The sequence below is a fragment of the Sporosarcina sp. CAU 1771 genome, assembly GCF_054482775.1.
In genome coordinates this window covers 1-25,193 of record NZ_JBTLRN010000024.1, presented here as the reverse complement: position 1 = coordinate 25,193, position 25,193 = coordinate 1, and the positions used below count along the sequence as shown (strand labels likewise).

Annotated in this window: 24 protein-coding genes; 20 read left to right on the top strand and 4 right to left on the bottom strand. The window is 39.2% G+C overall.

The window, feature by feature from the left end; genetic code table 11:
• Positions 1-143: 143 nt before the first annotated feature.
• From rpsF to rlmH, 16 genes are all read left to right on the top strand, one after another.
• Positions 144-431 carry a 30S ribosomal protein S6 gene (rpsF, locus tag ACXYMX_RS13870; RefSeq protein ID WP_459044845.1) on the top strand — a complete coding sequence of 96 codons (288 nt, stop codon included), beginning with the start codon at positions 144-146 and terminating at the stop codon, positions 429-431.
• 61 nt (positions 432-492) lie between these two features.
• Positions 493-1,020, top strand: a complete 528-nt coding sequence (ssb, locus tag ACXYMX_RS13865) for a single-stranded DNA-binding protein (RefSeq protein WP_459044844.1) — start codon at positions 493-495, stop codon at positions 1,018-1,020.
• 45 nt (positions 1,021-1,065) lie between these two features.
• Positions 1,066-1,302, top strand: coding sequence for a 30S ribosomal protein S18 (gene rpsR / locus ACXYMX_RS13860; RefSeq protein WP_381537645.1), 237 nt, complete (start codon positions 1,066-1,068; stop codon positions 1,300-1,302).
• Between the two features lie 208 nt (positions 1,303-1,510).
• On the top strand, positions 1,511-2,452 hold the full coding sequence (locus ACXYMX_RS13855) for a YybS family protein (protein ID WP_459044843.1): 942 nt from the start codon (positions 1,511-1,513) through the stop codon (positions 2,450-2,452).
• A 14-nt stretch (positions 2,453-2,466) separates the two neighbouring features.
• Positions 2,467-4,440 carry a DHH family phosphoesterase gene (locus ACXYMX_RS13850; RefSeq protein WP_459044842.1) on the top strand — a complete coding sequence of 658 codons (1,974 nt, stop codon included), beginning with the start codon at positions 2,467-2,469 and terminating at the stop codon, positions 4,438-4,440.
• Positions 4,440-4,889, top strand: coding sequence for a 50S ribosomal protein L9 (rplI, locus tag ACXYMX_RS13845; protein ID WP_459044841.1), 450 nt, complete (start codon positions 4,440-4,442; stop codon positions 4,887-4,889). The genes ACXYMX_RS13850 and rplI overlap by 1 nt, the downstream gene beginning before the upstream one ends.
• Before the next feature lie 16 nt (positions 4,890-4,905).
• Positions 4,906-6,258, top strand: a complete 1,353-nt coding sequence (gene dnaB / locus ACXYMX_RS13840; RefSeq protein ID WP_459044840.1) for a replicative DNA helicase — start codon at positions 4,906-4,908, stop codon at positions 6,256-6,258.
• Positions 6,259-6,634: 376 nt separating this feature from the next.
• Positions 6,635-8,098 carry a peptidoglycan DD-metalloendopeptidase family protein gene (locus tag ACXYMX_RS13835; RefSeq protein WP_459044839.1) on the top strand — a complete coding sequence of 488 codons (1,464 nt, stop codon included), beginning with the start codon at positions 6,635-6,637 and terminating at the stop codon, positions 8,096-8,098.
• Positions 8,099-8,263: 165 nt separating this feature from the next.
• Positions 8,264-8,974, top strand: a complete 711-nt coding sequence (yycF, locus tag ACXYMX_RS13830; protein WP_459044838.1) for a response regulator YycF — start codon at positions 8,264-8,266, stop codon at positions 8,972-8,974.
• A gap of 5 nt (positions 8,975-8,979) precedes the next feature.
• On the top strand, positions 8,980-10,800 hold the full coding sequence (gene walK, locus ACXYMX_RS13825; RefSeq protein ID WP_459044837.1) for a cell wall metabolism sensor histidine kinase WalK: 1,821 nt from the start codon (positions 8,980-8,982) through the stop codon (positions 10,798-10,800).
• The gene (locus ACXYMX_RS13820; protein WP_459044836.1) at positions 10,791-12,131 is read left to right on the top strand and encodes a YycH family regulatory protein; all 1,341 of its coding nucleotides are present in this window, start codon (positions 10,791-10,793) and stop codon (positions 12,129-12,131) included. The genes walK and ACXYMX_RS13820 overlap by 10 nt, the downstream gene beginning before the upstream one ends.
• Positions 12,118-12,930: a two-component system regulatory protein YycI gene (locus tag ACXYMX_RS13815; protein WP_459044835.1), complete on the top strand. Its 813-nt coding sequence runs from the start codon at positions 12,118-12,120 to the stop codon at positions 12,928-12,930. Before ACXYMX_RS13820 ends, ACXYMX_RS13815 begins: the two co-directional genes overlap by 14 nt.
• A gap of 12 nt (positions 12,931-12,942) precedes the next feature.
• Positions 12,943-13,731 (top strand): MBL fold metallo-hydrolase, encoded by a 789-nt coding sequence (locus ACXYMX_RS13810; protein ID WP_459044834.1) that lies wholly within the window; start codon positions 12,943-12,945, stop codon positions 13,729-13,731.
• A 91-nt stretch (positions 13,732-13,822) separates the two neighbouring features.
• On the top strand, positions 13,823-15,049 hold the full coding sequence (locus ACXYMX_RS13805) for a S1C family serine protease (RefSeq protein ID WP_459044833.1): 1,227 nt from the start codon (positions 13,823-13,825) through the stop codon (positions 15,047-15,049).
• A gap of 166 nt (positions 15,050-15,215) precedes the next feature.
• On the top strand, positions 15,216-15,380 hold the full coding sequence (locus tag ACXYMX_RS13800; protein ID WP_459044832.1) for a CxxH/CxxC protein: 165 nt from the start codon (positions 15,216-15,218) through the stop codon (positions 15,378-15,380).
• A 79-nt stretch (positions 15,381-15,459) separates the two neighbouring features.
• Positions 15,460-15,939 carry a 23S rRNA (pseudouridine(1915)-N(3))-methyltransferase RlmH gene (gene rlmH / locus ACXYMX_RS13795; protein ID WP_459044831.1) on the top strand — a complete coding sequence of 160 codons (480 nt, stop codon included), beginning with the start codon at positions 15,460-15,462 and terminating at the stop codon, positions 15,937-15,939.
• Positions 15,940-16,019: 80 nt separating this feature from the next.
• On the opposite strand, the gene ACXYMX_RS13790 is transcribed toward rlmH, so the two are convergent.
• From ACXYMX_RS13790 to ACXYMX_RS13775, 4 genes are read right to left on the bottom strand one after another with little or no spacing between them, the layout of a single operon-like run.
• A complete protein-coding gene (locus tag ACXYMX_RS13790) occupies positions 16,020-16,823 on the bottom strand; it encodes an ABC transporter ATP-binding protein (RefSeq protein ID WP_459044830.1) in 804 nt (267 codons plus the stop codon).
• A complete protein-coding gene (locus ACXYMX_RS13785) occupies positions 16,823-17,854 on the bottom strand; it encodes a FecCD family ABC transporter permease (protein WP_459044829.1) in 1,032 nt (343 codons plus the stop codon). The genes ACXYMX_RS13790 and ACXYMX_RS13785 overlap by 1 nt, the downstream gene beginning before the upstream one ends.
• Positions 17,851-18,885 (bottom strand): FecCD family ABC transporter permease, encoded by a 1,035-nt coding sequence (locus tag ACXYMX_RS13780; protein WP_459044828.1) that lies wholly within the window; start codon positions 18,883-18,885, stop codon positions 17,851-17,853. The genes ACXYMX_RS13785 and ACXYMX_RS13780 overlap by 4 nt, the downstream gene beginning before the upstream one ends.
• A gap of 1 nt (position 18,886) precedes the next feature.
• The gene (locus ACXYMX_RS13775) at positions 18,887-19,933 is read right to left on the bottom strand and encodes an iron-siderophore ABC transporter substrate-binding protein (protein WP_459044827.1); all 1,047 of its coding nucleotides are present in this window, start codon (positions 19,931-19,933) and stop codon (positions 18,887-18,889) included.
• 233 nt (positions 19,934-20,166) lie between these two features.
• On the opposite strand from ACXYMX_RS13775, the gene ACXYMX_RS13770 reads away from it, so the two are divergent.
• From ACXYMX_RS13770 to ACXYMX_RS13755, 4 genes are all read left to right on the top strand, one after another.
• Positions 20,167-21,216: an NAD(P)/FAD-dependent oxidoreductase gene (locus tag ACXYMX_RS13770; RefSeq protein WP_459044826.1), complete on the top strand. Its 1,050-nt coding sequence runs from the start codon at positions 20,167-20,169 to the stop codon at positions 21,214-21,216.
• A 230-nt stretch (positions 21,217-21,446) separates the two neighbouring features.
• Complete coding sequence (locus ACXYMX_RS13765; RefSeq protein WP_459044825.1) at positions 21,447-22,664, top strand: IS4 family transposase; 1,218 nt, start codon at positions 21,447-21,449, stop codon at positions 22,662-22,664.
• 505 nt (positions 22,665-23,169) lie between these two features.
• Positions 23,170-24,360 carry a M14 family metallopeptidase gene (locus tag ACXYMX_RS13760; RefSeq protein ID WP_459044824.1) on the top strand — a complete coding sequence of 397 codons (1,191 nt, stop codon included), beginning with the start codon at positions 23,170-23,172 and terminating at the stop codon, positions 24,358-24,360.
• A gap of 454 nt (positions 24,361-24,814) precedes the next feature.
• Positions 24,815-25,193 (top strand): helix-turn-helix domain-containing protein (locus ACXYMX_RS13755; protein ID WP_459044823.1); only part of this gene is annotated, 379 nt, incomplete at its 3' end.

Here is a 25,193-nt window from a genome sequence, read left to right as displayed (position 1 = left end):
ATCACCTCTGTATCTAAGGTATCGGAAAAAATAGTTGAAAGCAATAAAGAACTGTGATAGAATGTATTGATGTGAGTAATAACATTACTTGCTCCTTGCCCGCTGGCAACAGTAGGCCAAAGTCCATAAGGAGGTGACTAAAGATGAATAAATATGAAATCATGTACATTATTCGCCCAACAGTGGAAGACGAAGCTAAAAAAGCTTTGATCGAACGCTTTGACGAAGCAATAACTTCTAAAGGTGCGGAAATCATCGAGTCGAAAGAGTGGGGCAAACGCCGTCTAGCTTATGAAATTGACGATTTACGTGAAGGTTTTTACCAACTCGTAACTGCAAATGCTCCTACAGCAGCACTTGATGAGTTTACACGTCTTGCAAACATTAACGAAAATATCATTCGTCATATGGTAATTCGTTTAGATGCTTAATCTATAAATTCATTAACGTAACTGGATAATCCTACAAGATGATGAGGGAGGTTGAATTCTGATGATAAATCGTGTCGTTTTAGTTGGCCGTCTGACGAAAGACCCTGAACTCAAGTATACGCAAGGCGGTGTCGCGGTTACGCGGTTCACATTAGCTGTGAATAGACCATTTTCTAATCAACAAGGTCAGCGTGAGGCAGACTTTGTCAATTGCGTAACATGGAGAAAACAGGCAGAGAACACGGCGAACTTTTTAAGGAAAGGTAGCCTTACTGGAGTCGAAGGACGTATTCAAACAAGTAGCTTCGATGGTAAGGATGGTAACCGCGTATTCATGACGGAAGTTGTGGCGGATAGCGTACAATTCCTAGAGCCTCGCAGTGCAACATCTGAAAGGTCTGGAGCAGCATCGGGCGCTGGATATGGAGCATCACCATCTAATCAAGAAGCTCCACAACAGTACCAGCAGCAACCGAATCAACAATCGAATTACCAACCAAATCAGCAAAATTATACAAGGACAGACGATGATCCATTTTCGACTGGCGGAGGTCCGGTAACTGTATCGGACGACGATCTACCATTCTGATCATCCATGTACCTTCCATTATAAATACGAAGGAGGTAAAGCAATATGGCACCACGTCGTGGAGGTAAAAGACGCCGTAAAGTCTGTTATTTCAACTCAAACAACATTACACATATCGACTATAAAGATACTGACCTACTTAAGAAATTCGTTTCTGAGAGAGGTAAAATCTTGCCTCGTCGTGTAACGGGTACAAGTGCAAAGTATCAGCGTAAACTGACACTTGCAATTAAACGCTCACGCATTATGGCACTTCTTCCATTCAGTTCGGAAGAAAGATAATTATACAAACACTGACTGCCCTGTAACCAGATACCTGGAAACAAGGCAGTCCTTTTTTTTAATAAAGAGATGAAGACGTATGTTCTTTTTTGGTTTATAAACTTCAATCGTGATACAATTGAAGTTCGTAACTACTATGTCTCCATAGAATCCTTTCATTAAAAATCAGGAGATACATATCGAATGAATAACCGGAGGAATTACTATTATGCAACATGAAACTACGGGGAAAATTGTACACGGAGCGATGATGATCGCGTTGTTTTTTCTTTTAACAACAATTACCATACTCATCCCAGTTATTGGAATGCTTACATTGTTTTTTATTCCACTACCGATTATTCTTTTTAGGCTTAAATTTGATCGAACTTCATCGTTCTTTGTGACGGCGACCGGAATTTTTATGTCACTGTTAATTTTGGGCATATTTAGTGTTCCATACACGTTTGTCTTTGGGCTCGTTGGGTTCATTATTGGAGATACGGTACAATCAAGAAAAACAAAATTATATACGTTCATGGCTACCGGACTAACATTTGTTACAACAACGATCCTAATTTATCTGGCCACTATTTTATTCCTAAAAATTAATATTATAGATATTGTCATGCAGGGGTTATGGGATTCTCAGGATCTAGTCACCTCGCTATTGGTAAAGTTTGGAGAATTACCAGAAAATTTTACGGAGCAAATGAATGCTTCGATATCATTTTATGAAACGTCGATTCCATCGACCTTTATTATTGGCATGTTTAGTTTGGCATATATTTATGTAACGTTAAACTTAACAATCGTAAAAAGACTTGGACATCCGGTACAAAAATTTCCACCATTTTATAAAATGAAATTACCAGTTATTATGGTGTGGTACTATTTAATTGTTCTATTGGCAGGATTCTTCTTAGAAATAGAACAAGGAACACAGGCATACGTTATTTATACGAATGCAATGATTCTCATACGTTTTTTATTTCTCTTACAAGGTATTTCATTAATTCATTTTTTTATGAAAGAATCAAAATTACCAAAATGGTTAACAATCGTATCAACAATTTTGGCAGTCATGCTAAGTCCTATAACAACGTTACTTGGGCTAGTTGATGTAGGATTTAATGTTCGTTCATGGATAGGTAAGAATAAAGCGAAATAAAGGGGGTGACGAGAATGACGTCTTTTTTTAGGCAACGGGTAATCCGATACCCACTGACTGTATTATCGCTTCTGGGTGCAATAGCTGGCGTACTGCTACTTATGGAAAGTTTTTGGATTGGATTTGTCTTTTTCCTTTTATTTCTCATTGCAATGGGATTTGCATGGCAACTAGAGGAACGGACATTTATTGAGACAGAAAAACATATTGAAATGCTATCGTATAGGGTGAAAAAAGTTGGTGAAGAAGCACTTCTACAGTTACCGATTGGTATTTTGCTAATCAATGAAAAGAACACTATTGAATGGGTAAACCCTTATGTTTTGAAGGTTTTTGAAAAAGAGACACTGATTGGTACCGACTTATTAGTTTTGAATGAACAATTTCATTCAATTATAAAAAGTGATGGCTCAGATACTCTTCAACTAAACGTAGGTGAACGATCCTTTAAAGTTGAATATAAACCAGAGGAAAAACTAATTTACTTGTTTGATATTACGGATAAATTGGAGATAGAAACACTTTATTACGCCGACAGAACGGTTCTCGGCATCATATTGGTGGATAATTACGACGAGCTCTCGCAGGCAATGGGTGACCAAATAAGAAGTCAGTTAAACTCCCTTGTAACATCGCTCGTTAATAAATGGGCTATCGAAAATGGTATTTTTATAAAAAGAATTGCCTCAGATCGCTTTCTCGCCGTCTTTAATGAAGAAACGTTAACTGAATTAGAGGAGACAAGATTTTCAATTCTAGATGACATTCGAGAAACGACAACGAAGCAAGGTACAGCGCTTACGTTAAGTATTGGTGTAGGAAAAGGATCGACATCATTAATTGAATTAGGTGAATTGGCTCAATCCAGTCTAGATCTAGTCCTAGGACGTGGAGGAGACCAAGTAGCGATTAAACAATTTGATGGAAAAGTGAAGTTTTACGGTGGTAAAACAAATCCAGTTGAAAAGAGAACGCGGGTCCGTGCAAGAGTCATTTCGCATGCATTAAAGGACTTGATATCAGATAGCGATAAGGTTTTTATTATGGGACATAAGTTTCCTGATATGGATGCAATAGGCGCAGCAATAGGCGTGAGAAAAATGGCGCGAATGAATAATGTAGAGGGCCATGTTGTTATCAACTACAATGAACTAGATGCCAGTGTAACCCGTCTTATGCATGAAATTAAGCAAGATACAGAGCTCTATAATCAGTTTGTAGAACCCGACGATGCACTTTCAATGTTGACTGAACAATCTTTAGTGATTGTTGTTGACACGCACAAACCAAGCATGGTTATCGATGAACGGATACTTGAAAAAACTGAGAAAGTGGTTGTCATCGATCATCATCGACGTGGTGAAGAATTTATTAATAACACGATGCTCGTTTATATGGAACCTTATGCGTCATCAACTGCAGAACTCGTCACAGAGCTCTTAGAATACCAGCCTAAACATGAAAAGTTGACAATGCTTGAGTCGACTGCACTTTTGGCTGGTATCATTGTAGACACAAAAAGCTTCACGCTTCGCACAGGTGCACGAACATTTGAAGCAGCGTCTTACCTTAGAACGAATGGTGCAGATACGGTATTGGTTCAACGTTTATTAAAAGAAGACATTAAAACCTATCTTGAACGATCTAAAATAATTGAAACTGTTAAAATGGTAGGTAATGGAATTGCAATTGCAAAAGGCAATGAGGGTACACCTAATAACTCGGTGCTCATTGCTCAAACGGCAGATATACTACTTTCGATGAAAGGTGTATCAGCTGCATTTGTCATCGCTGAGCGTGGGGATGGAAAAATTGGAATAAGTGCACGTTCACTGGGTGAGTTAAATGTCCAAATTGTTATGGAAGAACTTGGCGGAGGCGGTCATTTGACGAATGCTGCGAGTCAGCTAGATGTTGAATCTGTAAAAGAAGCCGAAGAAATGTTACTATCCATAATAGAACAACAGGCGGAGAGGGGAAATTTATAATGAAGGTTATTTTTATAAAAGACGTTAAAGGAAAAGGTAACAAAGGTGATGTGAAGGAAGTATCTGTTGGATATGCACAGAACTTTCTATTGAAAAATAATATGGCTGTAGAAGCAACCCCTGCAAACTTAAGTAAACTCGAAGGACAAAAGAAACGTGCTGAAAAAAATGCGGCAGAGGAACTTGAGGAAGCAAAACAACTTAAAGAATTAATTGAAAAAGTAACGGTTGAAATGAAAGCTAAATCTGGTGAAGGTGGTCGCTTGTTTGGTTCGATTACAACGAAGCAAATAGCAGATGAGTTAAACAAAAAAGAGGGCCTCAAAGTCGATCGACGTAAAATGGAGCTTCCAGATGCAATTCGTGCATTAGGTTATACGAATGTTCCAATAAAAATTCATCAAGATGTAACTGCAACACTTAAAGTACATGTAACAGAGGAAGCGTAAAGGGAGAGATGGAGAGATGAGTCAGATGATCGATCGTGTCCCACCTCATAATAACGAAGCGGAACAATCGGTTATTGGAGCCATCTTCCTTGAACCGCTAGCGTTAATCACTGCGGCAGAAGTTCTAATTCCAGATGATTTTTACAGAACTGCTCATAAAAAGATTTTTAATACAATGATTTTGCTAAGCGATAAAGGACAGGCGATTGACGTTGTAACAGTCACTGAAGAACTTTCAGCTAAAAAGGAATTGGAAGACGTTGGCGGCATTTCATATTTAACAGAAATAGCCAATTCGGTACCTACAGCTGCAAATATTATTCACTATGCAAAGATTGTTGAAGAGAAATCTCTTCTAAGACGCCTTATTCGGGTAGCAACAACAATTGTTGAAGATGGCTATACGCGTGAGGATGAGGTCGAAGCCCTTCTTTCTGAAGCTGAAAAGAAGATGATGGAAGTTGCCAATCGTAAAAATGCTGGCGATTTCAGACATATTAAAGATGTCTTAGTAGAAACTTATGATAATATTGAACTTCTTCATACACAAAAAGGTGACGTAACAGGTGTGCCAACTGGCTTTAGAGACCTTGATAAAATTACAGCGGGTTTCCAACCAAATGATTTAATAATTGTTGCAGCAAGGCCATCTGTTGGTAAAACAGCATTTGCTTTGAATGTGGCACAAAACGTGGCAACTAAGACAGATACGAACGTTGCGATATTCAGTCTTGAAATGGGGGCGGAACAACTTGTTATGCGAATGCTTTGTGCAGAAGGAAATATAGATGCGCAAGTACTTCGAACAGGGGCACTTCAAGCTGAAGACTGGCGTAAATTGACGATGGCGATGGGAAGTCTTTCACACGCAGGAATTTTTATAGATGACTCTTCCGGTATTCGTGTAAATGAAATTCGCTCGAAATGTCGACGTCTTCAACAAGAACACGGACTTGGAATGATTATCATCGATTACTTACAGTTAATTCAAGGAAGTGGCGGATCAAATGATAACCGTCAACAAGAAGTATCTGAAATCTCCCGATCATTAAAAGGACTTGCTAGGGAACTTAAACTTCCAGTCATTGCCCTCTCCCAGCTATCTCGTGGTGTAGAGCAACGACAGGATAAGCGTCCAATGATGTCTGACTTAAGAGAGTCTGGAAGTATTGAGCAGGATGCGGACATTGTCTCATTCCTATATCGAGAAGACTATTATGATAAAGAAACAGAGAACGAAAATATGATTGAAATTATTATAGCAAAACAACGTAATGGTCCAACTGGGACAGTAACACTTGCTTTTGCAAAAGAGTATAATAAGTTCGTTAACGTTGACTGGAGTCAACACGAAGCACCAGCCTATTAACAAAAATGCCTCATCACCCAAAAAAATATGGGTAATGAGGCATTTTTGTATCGAAATTACTCGAAATTCAATAGACGCAAAACGACAATATGACAAAAAAGACAAAAAAAGAGGATGCAAAATGTATAAACACTCAAAAATAGTGAAGTATTAGAAGAGAAAGAGATACAATTCATAGTTTTATAAGAAGATAATGGAATTATATAGGAATAAATGATAGTAAATGGATGCTATTATACATTCATGTTACAAACGGCTAGAATACTACAATGTTAGGGAAGGATATGATAACTTATAGGAGCGTGAAAAATTTACGGATACTTAATTATCCTTAAGTTAGTCTTCTTCATTAGGAAGACGGAAGGAGTTTCAAAATATGTCAGATCGAATAGAAATGAAAAATCAAATAAAGTCTACCTCTAGGAAACATTTATATCAACGAATCCAAAAAGTTTTGTTTCTTACAATTTTACTAGTTGGATTTAGTACAAAGAGTGGTATTGCGAGCAGTGATACGGATCTATTAACTATCTACCATGTCTATTCGAATGGAGAATACATTGGTGCGTTATCAGATGAGTCCACGCTTGAACAATTAAAAGAAGAAAAACTAAATGAAGCTAAAACCGAGTATGTAGACTATACACTTACAATAGGTACGGATTTGTCGATAATTCCAGAACGTGTATTTACAACAGGGCACAATGACGATCTAGTAGTAGAGAAACTTGAAGAATCACTAGTCGTTGAAGCGAAAGCAATCGGTATGAATATCGGTGGTGAACAAGTACTTTATGTGAACAACATGACCGACTACGATGATGTTTTACGTCAATTAAAATTAAAGAGCGTGACCGAAGAAGAGCTCCAAACATATGAGACTCAAAAAGCATCTACTGACTCTTTACCCCCACTAGTAGAAAATGAAACACGTCTAGTCGAAATACTATTTAGCGAAGAAGTTGAACCAGTAGAAGGACAAGCACCTCCAACAGATATATTGACAGTTGATGAGGCAATAACTTTTCTTGGTAAAGGAACTCTTGAAGATAAGCAGTATTTGGTTCAAGCTGGAGATCACATCGGTAAAATTGCAAGTACTCATAATATGACAACTGAGCAACTACTTTCACTAAATCCAGGCATTACCCAAGAAACAATCCTTCAAGTAGGTGATGAATTTAACGTAACGTTAGTACAATCATTTTTGGATGTTGAAGTTCACTATGAAACTAAAAAGATACAAACAATACAGTTCGAAAAAATTGCCGAAAAAGATAGCTCCATATTTAAAGGAGAAAATAAAGTAACACAAGAAGGTTCAGATGGCGAGAAAGAAATAACGGAACTTATCCGCAAGAAAAATGGTGAAACTGTTGGTAAATCTATACTTGAAGAAAAAGTAACAAAGGAACCGACAACTCAAATTACCGTTGTTGGAACGAAAGTAACTCCTTCAAGAGGGACAGGCGCATTTGCATGGCCAGCAGTCGGGGGATACATTTCTAGTAAAATGGGACCTCGCTGGGGTAGATCACACAATGGCATTGATATTGCGCGACCATCTGATCGTACAATTAAAGCATCGGATAATGGTGTTGTAACATCTGCCGGTTATAGTGGAGGCTTTGGCAATAGAGTTGTCATCACACATAACAACGGGTACGAGACGTTATACGCCCATATGTCGTCTATTAATGTTCGAGTAGGACAAACTGTCGCTCAAGGCGCTAAGATAGGCGTAATGGGTTCTACAGGACATTCTACAGGGGTCCATCTTCATTTTGAAGTTAGGAAAAATGGAGCACTTATAAATCCATTAAGTGTGTTGAATAGATAAAGTTCGAGACGGTGCAATATGTACCGTCTTTTTTTTATGCCTTTATGTATTTCCTGGGGAATACATAGGGTAGAACCTGTTAGAACGTGCGAATCCTTAAAAAGAGTGATAAAGTTAAAAGAATATAAGAGACCGCTATGCGGATTGAAGGGTAGGGATTTGACGATGCAAAATAAAACAATTCTTGTTGTAGATGATGAAAAACCAATTGCTGATATATTGGAATTTAATTTGAAAAAAGAAGGATTTATCGTGCACTGTGCTTATGATGGTGAAGAAGCGTTAGAAAAGGTAGAGGAAGTAAAACCAGACTTAATGTTGCTTGACATTATGCTACCTAAACGTGATGGAATGGAAGTTTGTCGTGAAGTTAGGAAGAAATATGACTTTCCTATTATTATGTTGACAGCAAAAGATTCGGAGATTGACAAAGTTCTCGGGTTGGAATTAGGAGCGGATGATTATGTTACCAAACCATTTGGAACACGCGAGTTGATTGCCCGGGTTAAAGCAAATCTACGTAGGCATATGAAATCGGCGTCTGAAGAAGAGGAAAATGAATCCAACGATATTACTGTAGGGCATTTGATTATCCAACCGGATGCGTATCTTGTTTTGAAAAGAGATAAAACAATTGAACTGACACATCGAGAGTTTGAGCTACTTCACTATCTATCCAAACATATTGGACAAGTCATGACTCGTGAGCACTTGCTGCAAACGGTTTGGGGATATGATTACTTCGGAGATGTACGTACGGTCGATGTAACAATTAGAAGATTGCGTGAAAAAATCGAGGACAATCCGAGTCATCCAGGATGGATTGTGACAAGGCGTGGCGTTGGTTACTATTTACGTGATCCGGAACAGGAGTAACAACTATGCAAAAGGTTGGTATTTTTCGTTCGATCCACGTTAAATTTGTACTGATCTATGTTCTTTTAATCTTAATGGCTATGCAAATTATTGGTCTTTACTTTGCAAGGGAGCTTGAAGATACACTCAAAACAAATTTTACGACGTCGATTGTCGACCGAATGAACCTAGTCGAGTTTAGCGTGAGAGAAGAAATGATAAAAGAACGGTCAGCAGAAGATCCAACACTCGACGAGAGTCTGAAGGCCGTGCTATCGGGTTTTACATTAGGAGATATCAATGAAATTCGAGTGATCAATTCACGCTATCTAATTCTTGCAACGTCATTGGATAACCAGTCAATTGTTGGACAAAAGTCAATGGACGATATCATACGAAGAACAATTACATTAGAGTCACCCTCTGAGAACATTAAGCTAGATCAGAAATCAAGAACACGTGTATTTGTTCAAACGATGCCTATTGTCTCAGGGAAAGAGGTAATTGGGACTCTTTACGTCGAATCGAATATTGAAAAAGTGTTCAAACAAATGGATGAAATCAATCAAATACTTGCCGGAGGAACCGCAGTTTCTTTGACAATAACAATTATTATAGGGATTTTTATTGCTCAGACAATGACCAGACCAATATCAGACATGAGACGTCAAGCGTACGCGATGGCGAAAGGGAACTTTTCTAGAAAGGTACGCGTGTATGGGAACGATGAAATGGGGCAGCTTGCGATTGCCTTTAACCATTTGACGAATCGCCTTCAAGAATCACAAGCCACAACAGAAGGTGAACGAAGAAAATTAGCTTCCGTACTTGCAAATATGACGGATGGTGTCATTTCAGCTGATAGAAAAGGGCGTGTCATTCTCATTAATGATACGGCGTTAAGCATGCTCAAAATGACGCAAGACACTGTGATCAATCGTCCAATTTCCTCAATTCTAGGCGTAGAACAGGAATATACTTTCGAAGATCTTGTTCAAATGAAAGATTCATTAACACTGGATTTTAGTTCTGGAGAACGTTCTTATATTTTACGTGCCAGTTTTTCGGTTACTCAGAAGGAAACCGGTTTTGTAAATGGACTTATTGCCGTATTGCATGATAATACTGAGCAGGAAAGAATTGATATGGAACGTCGTGAGTTTGTGTCAAACGTATCGCATGAACTTCGTACACCTTTAACGACGATGCGAAGCTATTTGGAAGCATTGGCTGATGGCGCTTGGCGAGATGCCGAAATAGCTCCCTCCTTCCTTCATGTAACGCAGACTGAGACCGAGCGGATGATAAGACTCGTTAATGACTTGCTGAAGTTATCAAGAATGGATAGTAGGGATTATGATTTAAATAAAGAATGGGTAGATTTCAACTACTTCTTTAATCTAATTATTGAACGATTTGAGTTTTCAAAATCTCAAGATGTGCATTTCAAGCGTATGTTACCACTTACAGAAATCTTTGTGGAAATTGACCCTGACAAAATGACACAAGTTATTGATAATATTATATCGAATGCATTAAAGTATTCCCCAGACGGTGGGGAAGTAGGTTTCTCTGTTTTAATTCATGAAAATCATATTCAAGTCTCCATTTCCGATGATGGCATGGGAATACCTAAGGAAAATGTGAATCGGATTTTCGATCGATTCTACAGGGCTGACAGAGCTAGGTCTCGTGCAATGGGTGGGACTGGTCTTGGTTTGGCAATTGCTAGGGAAATGATAGAAGCACATGGTGGGGAAATATGGGCAGAAAGTGAAGAAGGAAAAGGTACAACAATCTTCTTTACATTGCCGTTTGAACCTCAAGAGGATGGTGAGTGGGATTGAAATACATTGAGCCAGTAAAATCAGTGATTTTAGTGCTACTCATTATTCTGAGTGTGACGCTAACGTTCTCTATTTGGACGTATTCGCCTAAATATGAAACGATTGAAGAATCTCCAACAGTCGATGTGTCCATTGCAGAGAAAAGGGAAATCGATAAGATTATAAAACCTTACAAAGCACTATTTCACTTTGAAGAAGGACTTCTAGGGACCTTTGAGTCAGAAGAGGTTGACCATATCATCGGGCATATACAAGAGTGGACAATCACTAACGTAAGACTTGTCGACACGAAGTTGACCGAAAAGAAATTAAATACCGTTCTCAGACAACCCAATCATTTTACATTGTTTTTTCACGGAGAAGTTCCCTTGCCTACTTACCAGTCTATATTGGGTGTGGAAGAAGTTCAGTTTCCAGAAGGGTCATTTGACAGATTAATTGTTGAGTGGAATCAAGACAACAAATCTTTGCAAATTCATTTCATTAGTAAAGCGGCGGGTGTTCACTATTCGGGAGAGGTTAAAATTAGTGATTTTCAAAGTTTTAATCGAGAGATGTTAATAAGGGCAAAGGGATATGAGGATTTTGTTGAGGTACGTCCTGAGAGTAATAAGTTCATTGCTGTACCAACAAATCAAGTCGATCTTGTTCGAAACATTTACTACGAAGATGGGATTCTACCAATTCGTTTCAGAGATGCTCTATTTAGGGATCCAAATGCAGTGCGGAGAGGTCAAGTTACATCTACGCGGGAAGAATATCAAGACGACCACGCGATTATGCGTATTGACCCGATGATGAAATTATTGACATTTATCCATCCAGTTGCTGAGAGTGAAGAGATAGCAATACCCTCAGAGTTACTTAAAAAAACAATTGGATTTTTGAATGAACATGGTGGTTGGACTGACGAATATAGATTTATTTCGAGCAATCCAGAAACACGCAACGTCAAATTCCAATTATTCGTCAATGGATTGCCAGTTTATAGTAACGTGACATCTACGGAAATTGAACAGACATGGGGAAGCGATCGAATTTTCCGTTACGTTAGACCTTATTATACGCTTGACCTAACACTTCATTCAGAAACAAGAGTAGTCAATCTTCCTTCTGGTGTGGAAGTAGCGAATACACTAGAGCAATCAATGGTGGTCGATATCGACACAGTTGAAGAAATTTCATTAGGGTATTTAATGAGCTACGATATGGGAATCAGTGCAGAACAACGACTGCTCATTCTAGAACCCAGTTGGTTTTATTTAATAAACGGTAAGTGGATTCCTTATTCACCTAAGCATCTGGGAGGTGAAGCGATTGGATTGGAATAAGACGAAGACGATTTTCATAGTTGTCTTTTCAATTTTAAATGTATTTCTATATTCGCTTTATGTAACACGAGTTACTGAAACACAAAATGTTCAAGCGCAAGGTAAAATATCAATTGAGGATTCCTTGAGATTGGATAACATTAGATATGGGGAACTGCCAGATTATAATGAGGATTCTTTTTATGTGTCTGCAGAAGTTGCAACTTTTACAACTGGTGAAGTTAGTCACCTGAAGAATCAAGTAATTTCCATCGTCGATAGTACACAACTTATATCGACAATGGAAGAACCCGTTTCCATACGTAACTTAAAAGGTGATTATACGTTCGATGTGTTTCTAGAAGAGTATGTTTTCAATGGAAAAGAATATGGAATATGGAAAGTTGATGAGGAAAACCAAGAAGCTTTGTTTTTCCAAACTGTCAATAAAAATCCAATCTATTACAACCACAATGCGATGTTAACAATTAGATGGAATGATCGTTTTGAAGTAACGAATTATGAACAGCGCATGTTTGGAGAGTTTGTGAAATACAATTGGAAAAAGGATCTTCTTCCTCCGCTTCAAGCCATTAACACATTGAATCTCAGAAACTACGTAAAACCAGACTCAAAGATAATAAGTATGTCGCTTGGTTATTCAACGCTTGTCCCCTTAACAAAAAGGCAAGCATTTGCTCCAACTTGGCATATTCGTGTAGAATTAAGTGATGGAGAAAAGGAAGATTACTTCGTCAATGCAATTGAAGGATTGATTATCGAATTTCAAGACGAACCTATAGAACTTGACGATGAATAAGGAGTTTTTAAAATGCGTTTTAGTGTGCTCGCAAGTGGAAGTAGTGGAAATGCAATCTATATAGAAAATGATGAACACGCCTTTCTTGTAGATGCGGGCTTAAGTGGTAAGAAGTTGGAAAGTTTATTTTCAGATATAGATCGTTCGATGAAAAAGTTAGATGGAATATTTGTTACGCACGAACATGGAGACCATATAAAAGGACTCGGTGTAATTGCTAGAAAATACGACCTTCCCATCTATGCAAATAAAAAGACTTGGCAAGCAATGGAAGGATCGATTGGTAAAATTCCGCTTGAACAACGATTTCAATTTGATATGGAAACAGTCCAATCTTTTGGCCAATTAGACGTAGAGTCCTTCGCTGTTTCCCACGATTCAGTGGACCCTATGTTTTACACGTTCCATCAAAATGGTAGAAAGCTTGTCATCATTACAGATACGGGGTATGTAAGCGATCGGATGAAAGGTATTATTTCAAGTGCGGATGCTTATGTTTTTGAAAGCAATCATGACGTCAGCATGTTGCAAATGGGTAGATACCCTTGGTCTGTTAAACGAAGAATACTTAGTGATGTGGGGCATGTGTCGAATGAAGATGCCGCAGTTGCCATGAGCGAAGTCGTTGCGGAGAAAGAGACGAAGATTTATCTTTCTCATTTAAGTAAAGATAATAATATGAAAGATCTCGCAAGAATGAGCGTGACACAGACGTTAGAAACATGTGGGATTATTACGGGTGAGTATCTTCACCTCTATGATACAGACCCCGATCAACCAACCGAGCTTGTAACAGTTTAAATGAATTAAAACCTTGCCTACGGGTAAGGTTTTTTCATATGGCATTATGGGAATGGATTAGAATAGAGTTTATTTTGAAAGGGTGAGACATTTGGATGAATTTGATTCTCAAGAACGTAGAAATCCAATTGAACTGGAACGTGTAGAAAAAGTGCAACAAGTCCGGTCAAGGCCCAAACGAAAGGGGATTTTCTTCATAGGTCTGTTGTGTGGAATTGTTGCATCACTAACGGTCTGGTATATAGTGAATGACAAATCTACTGCAACCGATCAACTTATCGCACCTGAAAGTAACGCTACTCAAACAGAACGCGTGTCAATCGATATTCATACGGATGTGACAGACCTTGTCGAAAAGGTAGCGGATTCAGTAGTTGGTGTTACGAATTTACAACGCGTACGTGATATTTGGTCTTCCTCTGAAATGACAAAAGAAACCGGGACTGGTTCAGGTGTTATCTATAAAACAGAGGGCGAAAAAGCGTATATCGTTTCCAATCACCATGTTGTTGAAGGCGCTGAAGAAATTGATATTACATTTGATGATGGAACAAAAACAGAAGGTCGTTTAATTGGAAGTGATATTTGGACAGATCTTGCAGTCATCGAAATAAATGCATCTCAAGTGAAAGCGACCGCTGAATTTGGAGATTCTGATACATTGAAGCGAGGAGAAATGGTTATAGCAATCGGAAACCCACTTGGTCTAGGCTTCTCAGGATCGGTCACGGCCGGTGTCATCTCAGGTAAAGATCGTTCAATTCCCATTGACTTTAACAATGACGGTGTAGTGGATTGGTATGCAGATGTATTACAGACAGATGCAGCGATTAACCCTGGAAATTCAGGCGGAGCATTGATGAATCTTGCTGGACAACTCGTAGGCATCAACTCCATGAAAATCTCACAAGATACAGTCGAAGGAATGGGTCTTGCGATTCCAATGAACCTAGCTGTCCCAATCATAGAGAAACTGGAGAAGTTTGGTGAAGTTCATCGACCAACGATGGGGGTAAGTTTACTTGATTTATCGACAATACCTGCACAGCAACAGAGAAACTTTTTAAATCTTCCGCAAGATGTAACTGAAGGTGTCGTTGTTAATGAGGTAATACGTAATTCTCCAGCGGAATTAGCAGGTGCTCAACAATATGATGTAATTGTAGAAATGGACGGGAATAAAATAACTGACATGGTTGAGCTACGAAAACACCTATATAATGTAAAAGAAATTGGCGATACAATGAAAATGAAAGTTTATAGGGGCAACGAATTGGTAGAAGTAGAAATGATATTGAAGGATGGAAATTCATTTTAACAACAAAAGTAATAAATATGTAATCAGAAAAGTTATCCACAGAGGATGAAATAGCGAAATGACTGCCAATCCACCTCGTTTTCTTTCAATTCTAGCAATTGTGGATAAAGAGAAAAATATGTGAATAAGTTTTTCCAGTAATAATAATGAGAAAGTAGGTAATTAATTGATTTTATATAGCTGTGAAACCCACATCAATCATGCATTAGACGTTTTTATAGCGGAAGAAGAAAAGTTTCCAATTATGGAAGCCTTGGATGAAAATAAAAAGTTATCCACAAAGTGTTCCTACTGTGAACAGGCGGCATTGTATCTTGTAGAGAACAAATAGTCGGACACAACATGTAGATAACACCTGTGGATATGTGCATAAGTTCTGTTAATAACATTTAGAAAAGAGTGGACAACCTGTGAATATTACAATTGTAACAGTAGGAAAATTAAAAGAAAAATACTTGAAAATGGGAATCGATGAATTCACGAAACGACTTCAGCCTTATGCAAAAATGAATATTGTTGAAGTTGCCGATGAAAAAGCACCGGAATCATTAAGTGAGGCAGATATGGAAATTGTCAAGAAAAAAGAGGCCGAACGCATCTTAGCAAAAACGGGTGCGAGTGACTATGTAATTGCGCTTGAAATTGGTGGAAAGATGAAAACATCAGAGGAGCTAGCGGCAAGTTTGGAGTCATTAATGACTTACGGGCGGAGTAAGGTGACATTCATCATTGGTGGATCATTAGGACTTCATGATAGTGTCTTGAAAAGAGCAGATGAGTTGTTATCCTTCTCGAAAATGACTTTTCCACATCAACTTATGAAGCTGATTTTGTTAGAGCAAGTATATCGGGCATTTCGGATTATGAAGGGTGAACCGTACCATAAGTAACTGCGAAATTTTGCTATTAATCGTGTATAGGGCGCAGAAAGTCCTTCCCCCAGTGGGAGGATGGATTTCTGCGACTTACATTAACTGTTAACATGATATCTTCCTATTGGTACTACAGAGGGAGAACCCGAAATCGGATCTTTTATCACTGTGCAACGAAGTCCGAAAATGTCTTTAATCAATTCACTTTTAATGACCTGAGAAGGCTTACCTTCTGCAACTAATTTACCTTGACGAAGGGCAAAAATATGGTCTGCGTAACGTGCAGACAAGTTGATATCATGAAGGACCATTACAATCGTTGTTCCGCGTTTACGGTTAAGATCAGTCAACAAGTCAAGGATTTCAATTTGATACGTAATATCCAAAAAAGTAGTCGGTTCATCAAGAAATAGAATGTCGGTTTGCTGCGCCAATGCCATTGCAATCCAGACGCGCTGTCTTTGTCCGCCAGATAGCTCGTCAATATTTTGGTTTGCAAATTCGGTAATGTCCATAATATCCATCGCTTCGGCAACGGCTTCATAATCCTTTTTTGTCCAACCGGAGAACATGGATTGGTAAGGGTACCTTCCTCGGCCAACCAAATCTGCGACCGATATTCCTTCTGGAACAATGGGGGATTGCGGAAGAAGCCCTAAAACACGAGCCAATTGTTTCGGCGGAATTTTGCTGAGAGGTTTTCCATCCAGTGTAATTTTTCCGGATGTCGGTTTGATAAGTCTTGCCAATGTTTTAAGAAGCGTAGACTTTCCGCAGCCGTTTGGGCCAATAATGACGCTGATTTTATTGCTCGGAATCAAAAGATTTACGCCATGGACAATGGTTTTATGATCATAGCCGGAAACGACTTGCTCAGCTTGAAAAGTATGTACCTGCATCATTACAAATCTCCTTTTTGATTCATTCGGATTAACAAGTAGATCAAGTAGGGAGCACCTAGAATGCCTGTGATGACACCTGCAGGGTATCTCGCAACGAATGAGAATTGACCAATCAGATCTGATCCTAGGACTAAAACGATGCCAACAAGACCCGCAGGAATAATGTTTGAAAACCCTGCACCAATTAATCTTTTTGCGATAGGTCCAGAAAGGAATGCGACAAATGCAATGGGTCCAGTTGTAGAGGTAGCTAACGCTATGATTAGGACTGAACTAATAATAAGTACAAGTCTTGTCTTATCTGTATCAATTCCAAGTGAAGTCGCAGCCTGCTCCCCTAGTTCCAACATATCCAATCGTTTCCCGAGGAAGATGATGACAGGTGCGAAGATAAAAACTGTCAGGATTAAAGGGAAAAGATTCTCCATTTTAGCGCCATTTAGACTCCCACTAAGCCATCTCATTGCAGTAGGAATATCCTGTTTTTGACCAATCAGTAGTAAATAGGATATGACAGCGTTCAATATTGCTTGAATACCAATTCCAACTAAGATTAATCTCCCGATTGAAAAAGAAGTCCCTTTTGATAATAGAAAAATAACAATGACTGTAGCAAGTCCACCAACAACAGAAGCAATTGAAACAACTAAATTGCTTGCCTGAAGAATAATGATGCAAAAAACAGCGGCTGCACTTGAGCCGGCTGTAATTCCGATGACATTAGGGTTTGCCAAAGGGTTTCGCAACATTGTCTGGAATACTGTACCGGCTACTCCGAAAGCGAATCCGGCAAAAACGCCTGCCACCATTCGTGGGAAACGGATGGTCTGCACTGCAAATGATGCGCCTTTTACTTGTTCACCCAGCAGTGCACGTATGACATCTTGAACGGGATAAATTGTGTTGCCTAGCATAAGCATAGTGCAGCAAAGAGCGAATGCAATGATTGCAAGTAAGGAAGTTACGAGTATAAAACGACGACGTCTCTTTGTTCTGCCAACTATAATAAGATTCATTGATTCGTTTATCATAATGTACGCATCTTCGCTTTCATCGTTAGTAAGATTAATATAGGAGCCCCAATAAATGCCGTTACTATACCAACTTCAAGCTCACCCGGACTGCCGATAAGCCTACCGCACACATCTGCTATCGTTAAAATAATTGCACCTGAAAGGGCTGACATCGGTATGATAAATCGTAAATCAGGCCCAATAACGAGTCGAATCACGTGGGGGGCCAATAATCCAATAAAGCCAATAGGACCGGCTAGTGCTGTTACTACCCCACATAATAGGACACCACCAAAAGCGGCAATCAATCTAAGCGTGCCAGTACGTATGCCTAAACTTTTCGCAACTTCATCGCCTAATGCTAATGCATTCAGTGCTGAAGCCGAGCAGAAGGCGATGAGTATACCTACAAGAAGAAAAGGAATCAATGTAGAGATGTTGCTCCAGTTTCCTGATCCAACACTACCTACTTGCCAAAATCTAAATTGATCCATAACGTTTGAGCGGGGAATCATTATTGCAATTACGAGTGATGATAAGGCTGCACTTGTAGCTGCCCCTGCCAAAACAAGTTTAAGGGGCGTGGCACCCCCACTCCCCATAGAACCAATTCCGAATACAAAAATGGCAGTTATGATTGCTCCCGCTAGTGCAAACCAAATGTATTGATTAGCAGTCGTGATATTTAAAAAGGAAATTCCACAAACGACAAAGAGAGCGGCCCCAGTGTTTACACCTAATATGCTCGGATCCGCAATCGGATTACGAGTAACTGATTGCATTAGCGCTCCAGAAACACCTAATGCGGCACCGCACATTAAACAAAATACAGTTCTAGCAATTCTTTGACGCACAACATTTGCCCCGTGAGATTGTACGTCAGGGTTGAATAAACCAGCGATTAGTTCATCCCATCCGACTGTACGTGACCCAAAGGCAAGGGAGGCTAGTATACATATACCGAGTAAAACAGTAGAAAGTACAAAGACTTTTATAAAGTTTTTCGGAATATATAGCCGCTTATTTTCTGAGACAGATGTATGGAGCATGTTATTTTACCTTGTTAGCAGCTTCTGAAAGTAAAGTTAAATATTCGTCAATTGAATAGTCAATTGCAAGTGGGTTTGGCGTTCCGGCTGCCGCAAGTGGCGTGTTATCTCCAATAATGACAACAGACCCTCTTTGAACTGCTGGAATCTTTCCAAGGATTGGATCAGCTTGCAGTGCTTTTAATGTATTGTCATCTCCGTAAGATACGAAAAGATCAAGATCGTTCAGTATATCTGCATTTTCAGCACTTAACTCCAAATAGAAACTATTAGGATCAGTAATTTGACTCGTAATAGTTTCAGGGTATTCCATTCCTAACTCGCCAAGGAACTCACCACGAGAATCTGTTGGTGTATATATGTAGAATTTAGATAAATCTGTTGCTGATATGCTAACAAATGCAGCTTTCTTACCTTTAAGAACAGGATATTCATTTGTTTTATCTTGAATTAATTTCTCTGTATCGGCAATGAGTTGTTTACCTTCCTCTTCCATTCCCATACCCTTTGAATTGAATGTCACTTGTTCACGCCATGAAGCTAACCAAGGGCTTGTTTGGTAGGCAACCACTGGTGCGATTTCACTTAATGTGTCATATTCTTCTTGCGTAAGACCCGAGTAAGCTGCAAGAATTACATCTGGGTTTGCGTCTGAAATGGCCTCAAAATCAAGTCCGTCTGTATCCTGGAAAGTAATAGGGCTTTCTCCACCGAGTTCCTTGAGCTTGTTTGCTGTCCAAGGTAATAGGTCATTGCCATCCTCAACGCCGTAATTCGCCGCTGAAAGGCCTACAGGTACAACTCCGAGAGCTAGCGCAACGTCATGGTTTCCCCATGCAATCGTTGCAATTCGTTCAGGCTTTTCTTCAATTATAGTTTCGCCAAAAGCATGCTTGATGACCAACGGGTATTCCGAAGTTGTTTCATTATCTCCCGTTTTTTTATCTGATGTTCCGGTAGAAATAGATTTATCACCTGAACAGGCAAATAGCAGGAACATTGCTGAAATAAATAGAATACTAAGTGAAAATTTTTGTTTTACTTTCATTAATTTAGCTCCCTCCCTCATTGAGAATGATTATCATTTTCAATGATATATACATCATTGTTAGTTGTCAATCAAAAGTCTGTAATGAAAAAAAATTTGGATTCTTTGTCGTATTAATTGATAATGATTCTCAATATCAGTACAATGAAAACTATAAAATTGATTTTCTCTATTGTCAACAAAACATTTAATCGCAAATTGTTATAAATTATATTACATGGGAGTGAACAAATATGGGGGAACAAGACTTATTTGATGTGATTGTTGTTGGTGGAGGCCCAGCAGGACTCTATTCAACTTTTTATAGCGGATTGAGAGAGATGAAAACAAAAATTATTGAGTATCAGCCACAATTAGGTGGGAAAGTTCATGTATATCCGGAGAAAATGATTTGGGATATTGGGGGATTGATCCCAATTTCGGGTGAAGCTTTAATCGATCAACTTGTCACGCAAGGCTTAACATTCAATCCTGAAGTCGTGTTGAATGAAAAAGTCGAATCGATTACACGTGACGAGAATGGCGTATTTGTATTGTTGGCGGAATCGGGGCGCAAACATTATTCCAAGACAATTATTATGGCGGTGGGTGGAGGAATTTTGAATCCACAAAAGCTGGAGATTGAAGGAGCAGAAAGGTTTGAAGTATCGAATTTAAATTATACGGTGAAATCTTTACAACGCTTCAAAGGAAAAACGATTATGATTTCAGGCGGAGGAAATTCAGCAATTGATTGGGCAAATGAATTAGAACCCATTGCCAAAAAAGTATATCTAACTTATAGAAAAGATGTTTTAGGAGGGCATGAAGCACAAGTTGGACAATTACTTCGTAGTACGGCTACTTGTTTTTTGAACTCGACGATATCTAAACTAATCGCTGGTGTAAATCATGAGAGAATCGAAGTCGTTGAATTAAAAAACCATGAAACAGGAGAAATAACAAAGGTGTCAATAGATGAAGTGATTATTAATCATGGGTATGATCGTGATACAGCACTCATTAAAAATAGCGATGTGAATATCGAACTTGTAGATAATTATTATATTGCAGGGAATGCGAATAGCGAATCTTCAATTGGTGGGATTTACGCAGCGGGGGATATTTTAAAGCATGATGGAAAACTAAATTTAATAGCAGGTGCTTTCCAAGACGCTGCAAACGCGGTGAACAAAGCCAAACAATTTATCCAACCTGATGCCAATGAAATTGGTATGGTTTCATCTCATAATGAAATTTTCAAAACACGTAACAGGGAATTAGTGAAACAAATAGTAAAGTAGTATTTGTTATTGATAGATAACATGGTCTGCATGAATCAAACGATAACAGGGTAGACGAGTGTTGCGTACCCACTGAGTGTTGCGTACCCACTAGCGTTGCATAGCTGTAAAATTGCTGGGAATACGATATGAAACGCTCTCAGTGACTGAATAATGCGAAAAAGGAGTTCCTGCTGTAAAATAATAACTGACGATTAAACCAGTTTTATCTTACAGAAAGGAGACTCCCTATGGGAATCATAGACCAAAACTTAGTCTTTCGTCAATACTTATCGCTGCTGCCAGTTACTAAATTGGCATGTCCTTTAGTGAACTATGATGAAAAGAAGTTGACCGACTTTTCCCTGGTCAAAGCATTCGTATTAAGTACCATCTGTAAGTGGGAAAGTCATCGGGAAATCGAAGAAAACATACGCTCAAACAAATCCATACAGCGGGAATTGAACCTGCAATCCATAAGTCATTCTCAACTTAGTCGTCGACTTATTACGTTAGATACCAATGACCTAGTGGATTTGTTAAGTCAGCTAACCAAATGTTATTGGAAACTCCAACGACATGCCGTTGGCATGAACACAAACGTAGGTATTATTCGTATTATCGATGGAACCTACGTAAAGTTACCTGACAGTGCTTCCAATTGGACTGCGATATCTAAAGTTTCTAGTGGTATAAAACTACACATCCGGATTGCTGTCGCCTCCTCGGACAGTGTTTTTCCTGAGAAGATGATTGCTTCAACAGGAAATATCGCTGACTCAGATGCGGTAAATTATATAATTGATGATGACGCGTTATATGTCATGGACCGGGGCTATGCTCATAAAACCAAGATGGGTGGATGGCTTCAAAGAAACATTCAGTTTCTTGTGCGTGTTCGCAAAACTTTCCATGTTGAAACATTAAAATCCTACACACCTACTCACCCAATGGTCAGTAGAAATGAGTTAGTATCGATTCAAACAAGGCCGGAGATTTTACGCTATATCGAATTTAAAGATTCAGAAGGAACGCCGTTCCGCTTAATCACCAACCGTCTAGATTTAAGTGAAGAAGAAATCCTGGAAACGTATAAAAACCGGTGGTACATTGAGCTTTTCTTCAAATGGATTAAGCAGCATTTAAAACTCCATCATCTATTTAGTCAGTCACCTAAAGGTATCTGGAATCAGATGTATATCACCTTAATCACCTTCGCACTTATTGAAATTATGCGATTGATCCACCTGCCGCAACGTTCAGTTTGGGATTTTCTGCGTTTAATGAGGGTTTACTTATACAAATCCTTAACTAAGTTAGTCGCCAACTGTAATCGCCGCTTAAGAAAAAGCAAAGGGAGACAAAAGTTGCCTGAGCGTATCCCGATACCTATTCAATATGGAGAAGATACAGCGATAGTTTCACCGATTACTAAGGAACATTTTCTAAATAAACCCTCAAAAAAATAAAATTTTATGTTGTATTTTGGTGGAGTGTTTCTTTTTGTTTTTACAAATTGGTGGATTTTGTATTATATGGTTACGATTTGAAACTATGCAACGCTAGTGTTGCGTACCTGTGCGAGAAACTATCGTGAAAGTTTAAACAATCATGATTGTTTGTTACACAGGCACTAAAAATTCTGTGGGAATAGCATCAGCTGAAGACCCCCCTGATTTAGGGGGCTGTATTCTTGTTAGTGAACGGTTCCTATAAAGTCTTCGTATGCATCCTCACAAATGGCTCCACCTTGGCTCATTGCGGATCCGCCGCCGTACCGCAGCCACTCCGATTGCCTCCATCATTACTTCCGCAGTAGCACCAGCATCCAGGCAAACCCTTGTACGGAAAAATATGCGTAGAATCAATAGACTTTTAACTACTTTTAAAGTTTGTTTTAAACTGTTCATGAGCCCCCATTCATACCTCATATACTAGTATCGATTGTGTACTTTCCTAAAGAGGAGGAATGGTGTGAACATTACAGTGCGACCGGGAGATTCGCTCTGGTATTATAGTCAGTTATTTAGGATTCCGATTCAATTGATCATAGATTCGAATCGTGATGTAAACTTGCAGGTTCTCTCGGTGGGGCAACGCATCCGAATTCCGGGATATGTGGCGGTTGGGGTGCAAATCAATCAGGGGGAATCGTTATGGTTGATTGCACAGCGAAGAAATGTCCCCCTCGACGCAGTTTTACTTGTGAATCCAACGCTAAATTCAAACCGCCTGCAAGTCGGGCAGACCATCCGGGTCCCTTTGCGCATTACATGGAGGCTCGTCAACGGAAGGCAGACGTACAGCTATGGGATGATGGTCGATGACTTGAGAAGGCTTCAAGCTGTATATCCCTTTATCCAAAACACGTCAATCGGGAATTCGGTTATAGGAAGGAACATTCCAGAGATTCAACTTGGAACCGGACCGAAACGGGTTCATTACAATGCTTCGTTCCATGCAAACGAATGGATTACAACACCCGTCCTTATGACCTTCCTTAATGATTATTTGCTTTCCCTGACAAATCAAACTCCGATACGCGGCTTGTCTACGTTCCCTTTGTATCAACAATCCACCTTGTCTATTGTCCCAATGGTGAATCCTGACGGAGTTACACTTGTTCAGCAAGGGCCACCTCAGACCGAGCCGTGGAGAACGAGGGTCGTAGAATGGAACAATGGCAGTACGGATTTCTCTGGATGGAAAGCAAATATTCGAGGTGTCGATTTGAACGATCAGTTCCCGGCAAATTGGGATTTGGAACGGGAACGTAATCCGAAAACCCCAGGTCCCCGAGATTATGGTGGCGAACGCCCACTCTCCGAACCGGAAGCCATTGCAATGGCAGACCTAACGAGAGTAAGGGACTTTGCGTGGGTGCTCGCGTTTCATACGCAAGGCGAGGTCATCTACTGGGGGTATCAAGGATTAGAACCGCCGGAGTCGGAAACCATGGTCAATGAATTTAGCCGAGTAAGCGGCTACGAACCGGTCCAAACAATTGAAAGCTACGCCGGCTACAAGGATTGGTTTATTCAAGATTGGCGAAGACCAGGATTCACTGTCGAGTTAGGCTCTGGAATCAACCCTTTGCCAATCACTCAGTTTACTGAAATCTATGAAGAAACTTTGGGCATTTTTCTAGCCGGACTGTATTTGTAGGGTAACAAGTTCTCGCTCGATCAATTGTAGTGGAACCGCTAAACTAAAGTAAGCAGTTTCCCCCATACAATTACTTAAAACGTCGTATCAAATAGTACAGCTATTAGATAAAGATTGAAAAAAAGTAAAACCACATTTAGATCAGTTAAGGCGAACCGTACCACAAGTAAATGCAGTAAACTGATACATGAATTACTAGGTTTCCTAATCGTGCCCGCTCTAGATCTCTATCTAGTTCGTTGATTATAGTATGAAAACAATTTATATCATACTGTGAAAAATGAACTCAATATTTCTCCTTGCGCTTGCAAAACTTTACCTTTTGTAAAGCGCATCGGAGGGATGTAAACGCTATACTAGAATGGACAGTTATCGCCAAACAAGATTGAACACTTTTCGACACTAAATAACCCTACTAATCTATACTTATAGTTAAGATTAGGGGGATCGAAAGGTGAAAAAATTAATGTTATATCTAGAAATTCAACAATTGGCTCAACAAAAGTTTTCAATTCTACAGATTTCTGAGCAACTAAAGATATCGAGAACAACAGTGTATAAATATTTAGAAATGTCTTTTGAAGAGGCGACAGTGTGGGCTAATTCACTGAGTACCAGAAAAAAGATTCTTGATGAGTATAAAGAGTGGATTATAGCTTGGTTAAAGGAGTATCCACATTTGAGCGCTGCACAAATAAAGGATTGGTTATTGGAAAGGTATCCAGATCTTAAAGTGGCTGACAGTACAACTAGACTTTATGTTAATGAGATTCGTGAAGAATACCAAATTGCAAAGACAAAAAAAGTTCGTCAGTATGAAGCAGTTGAAGAAC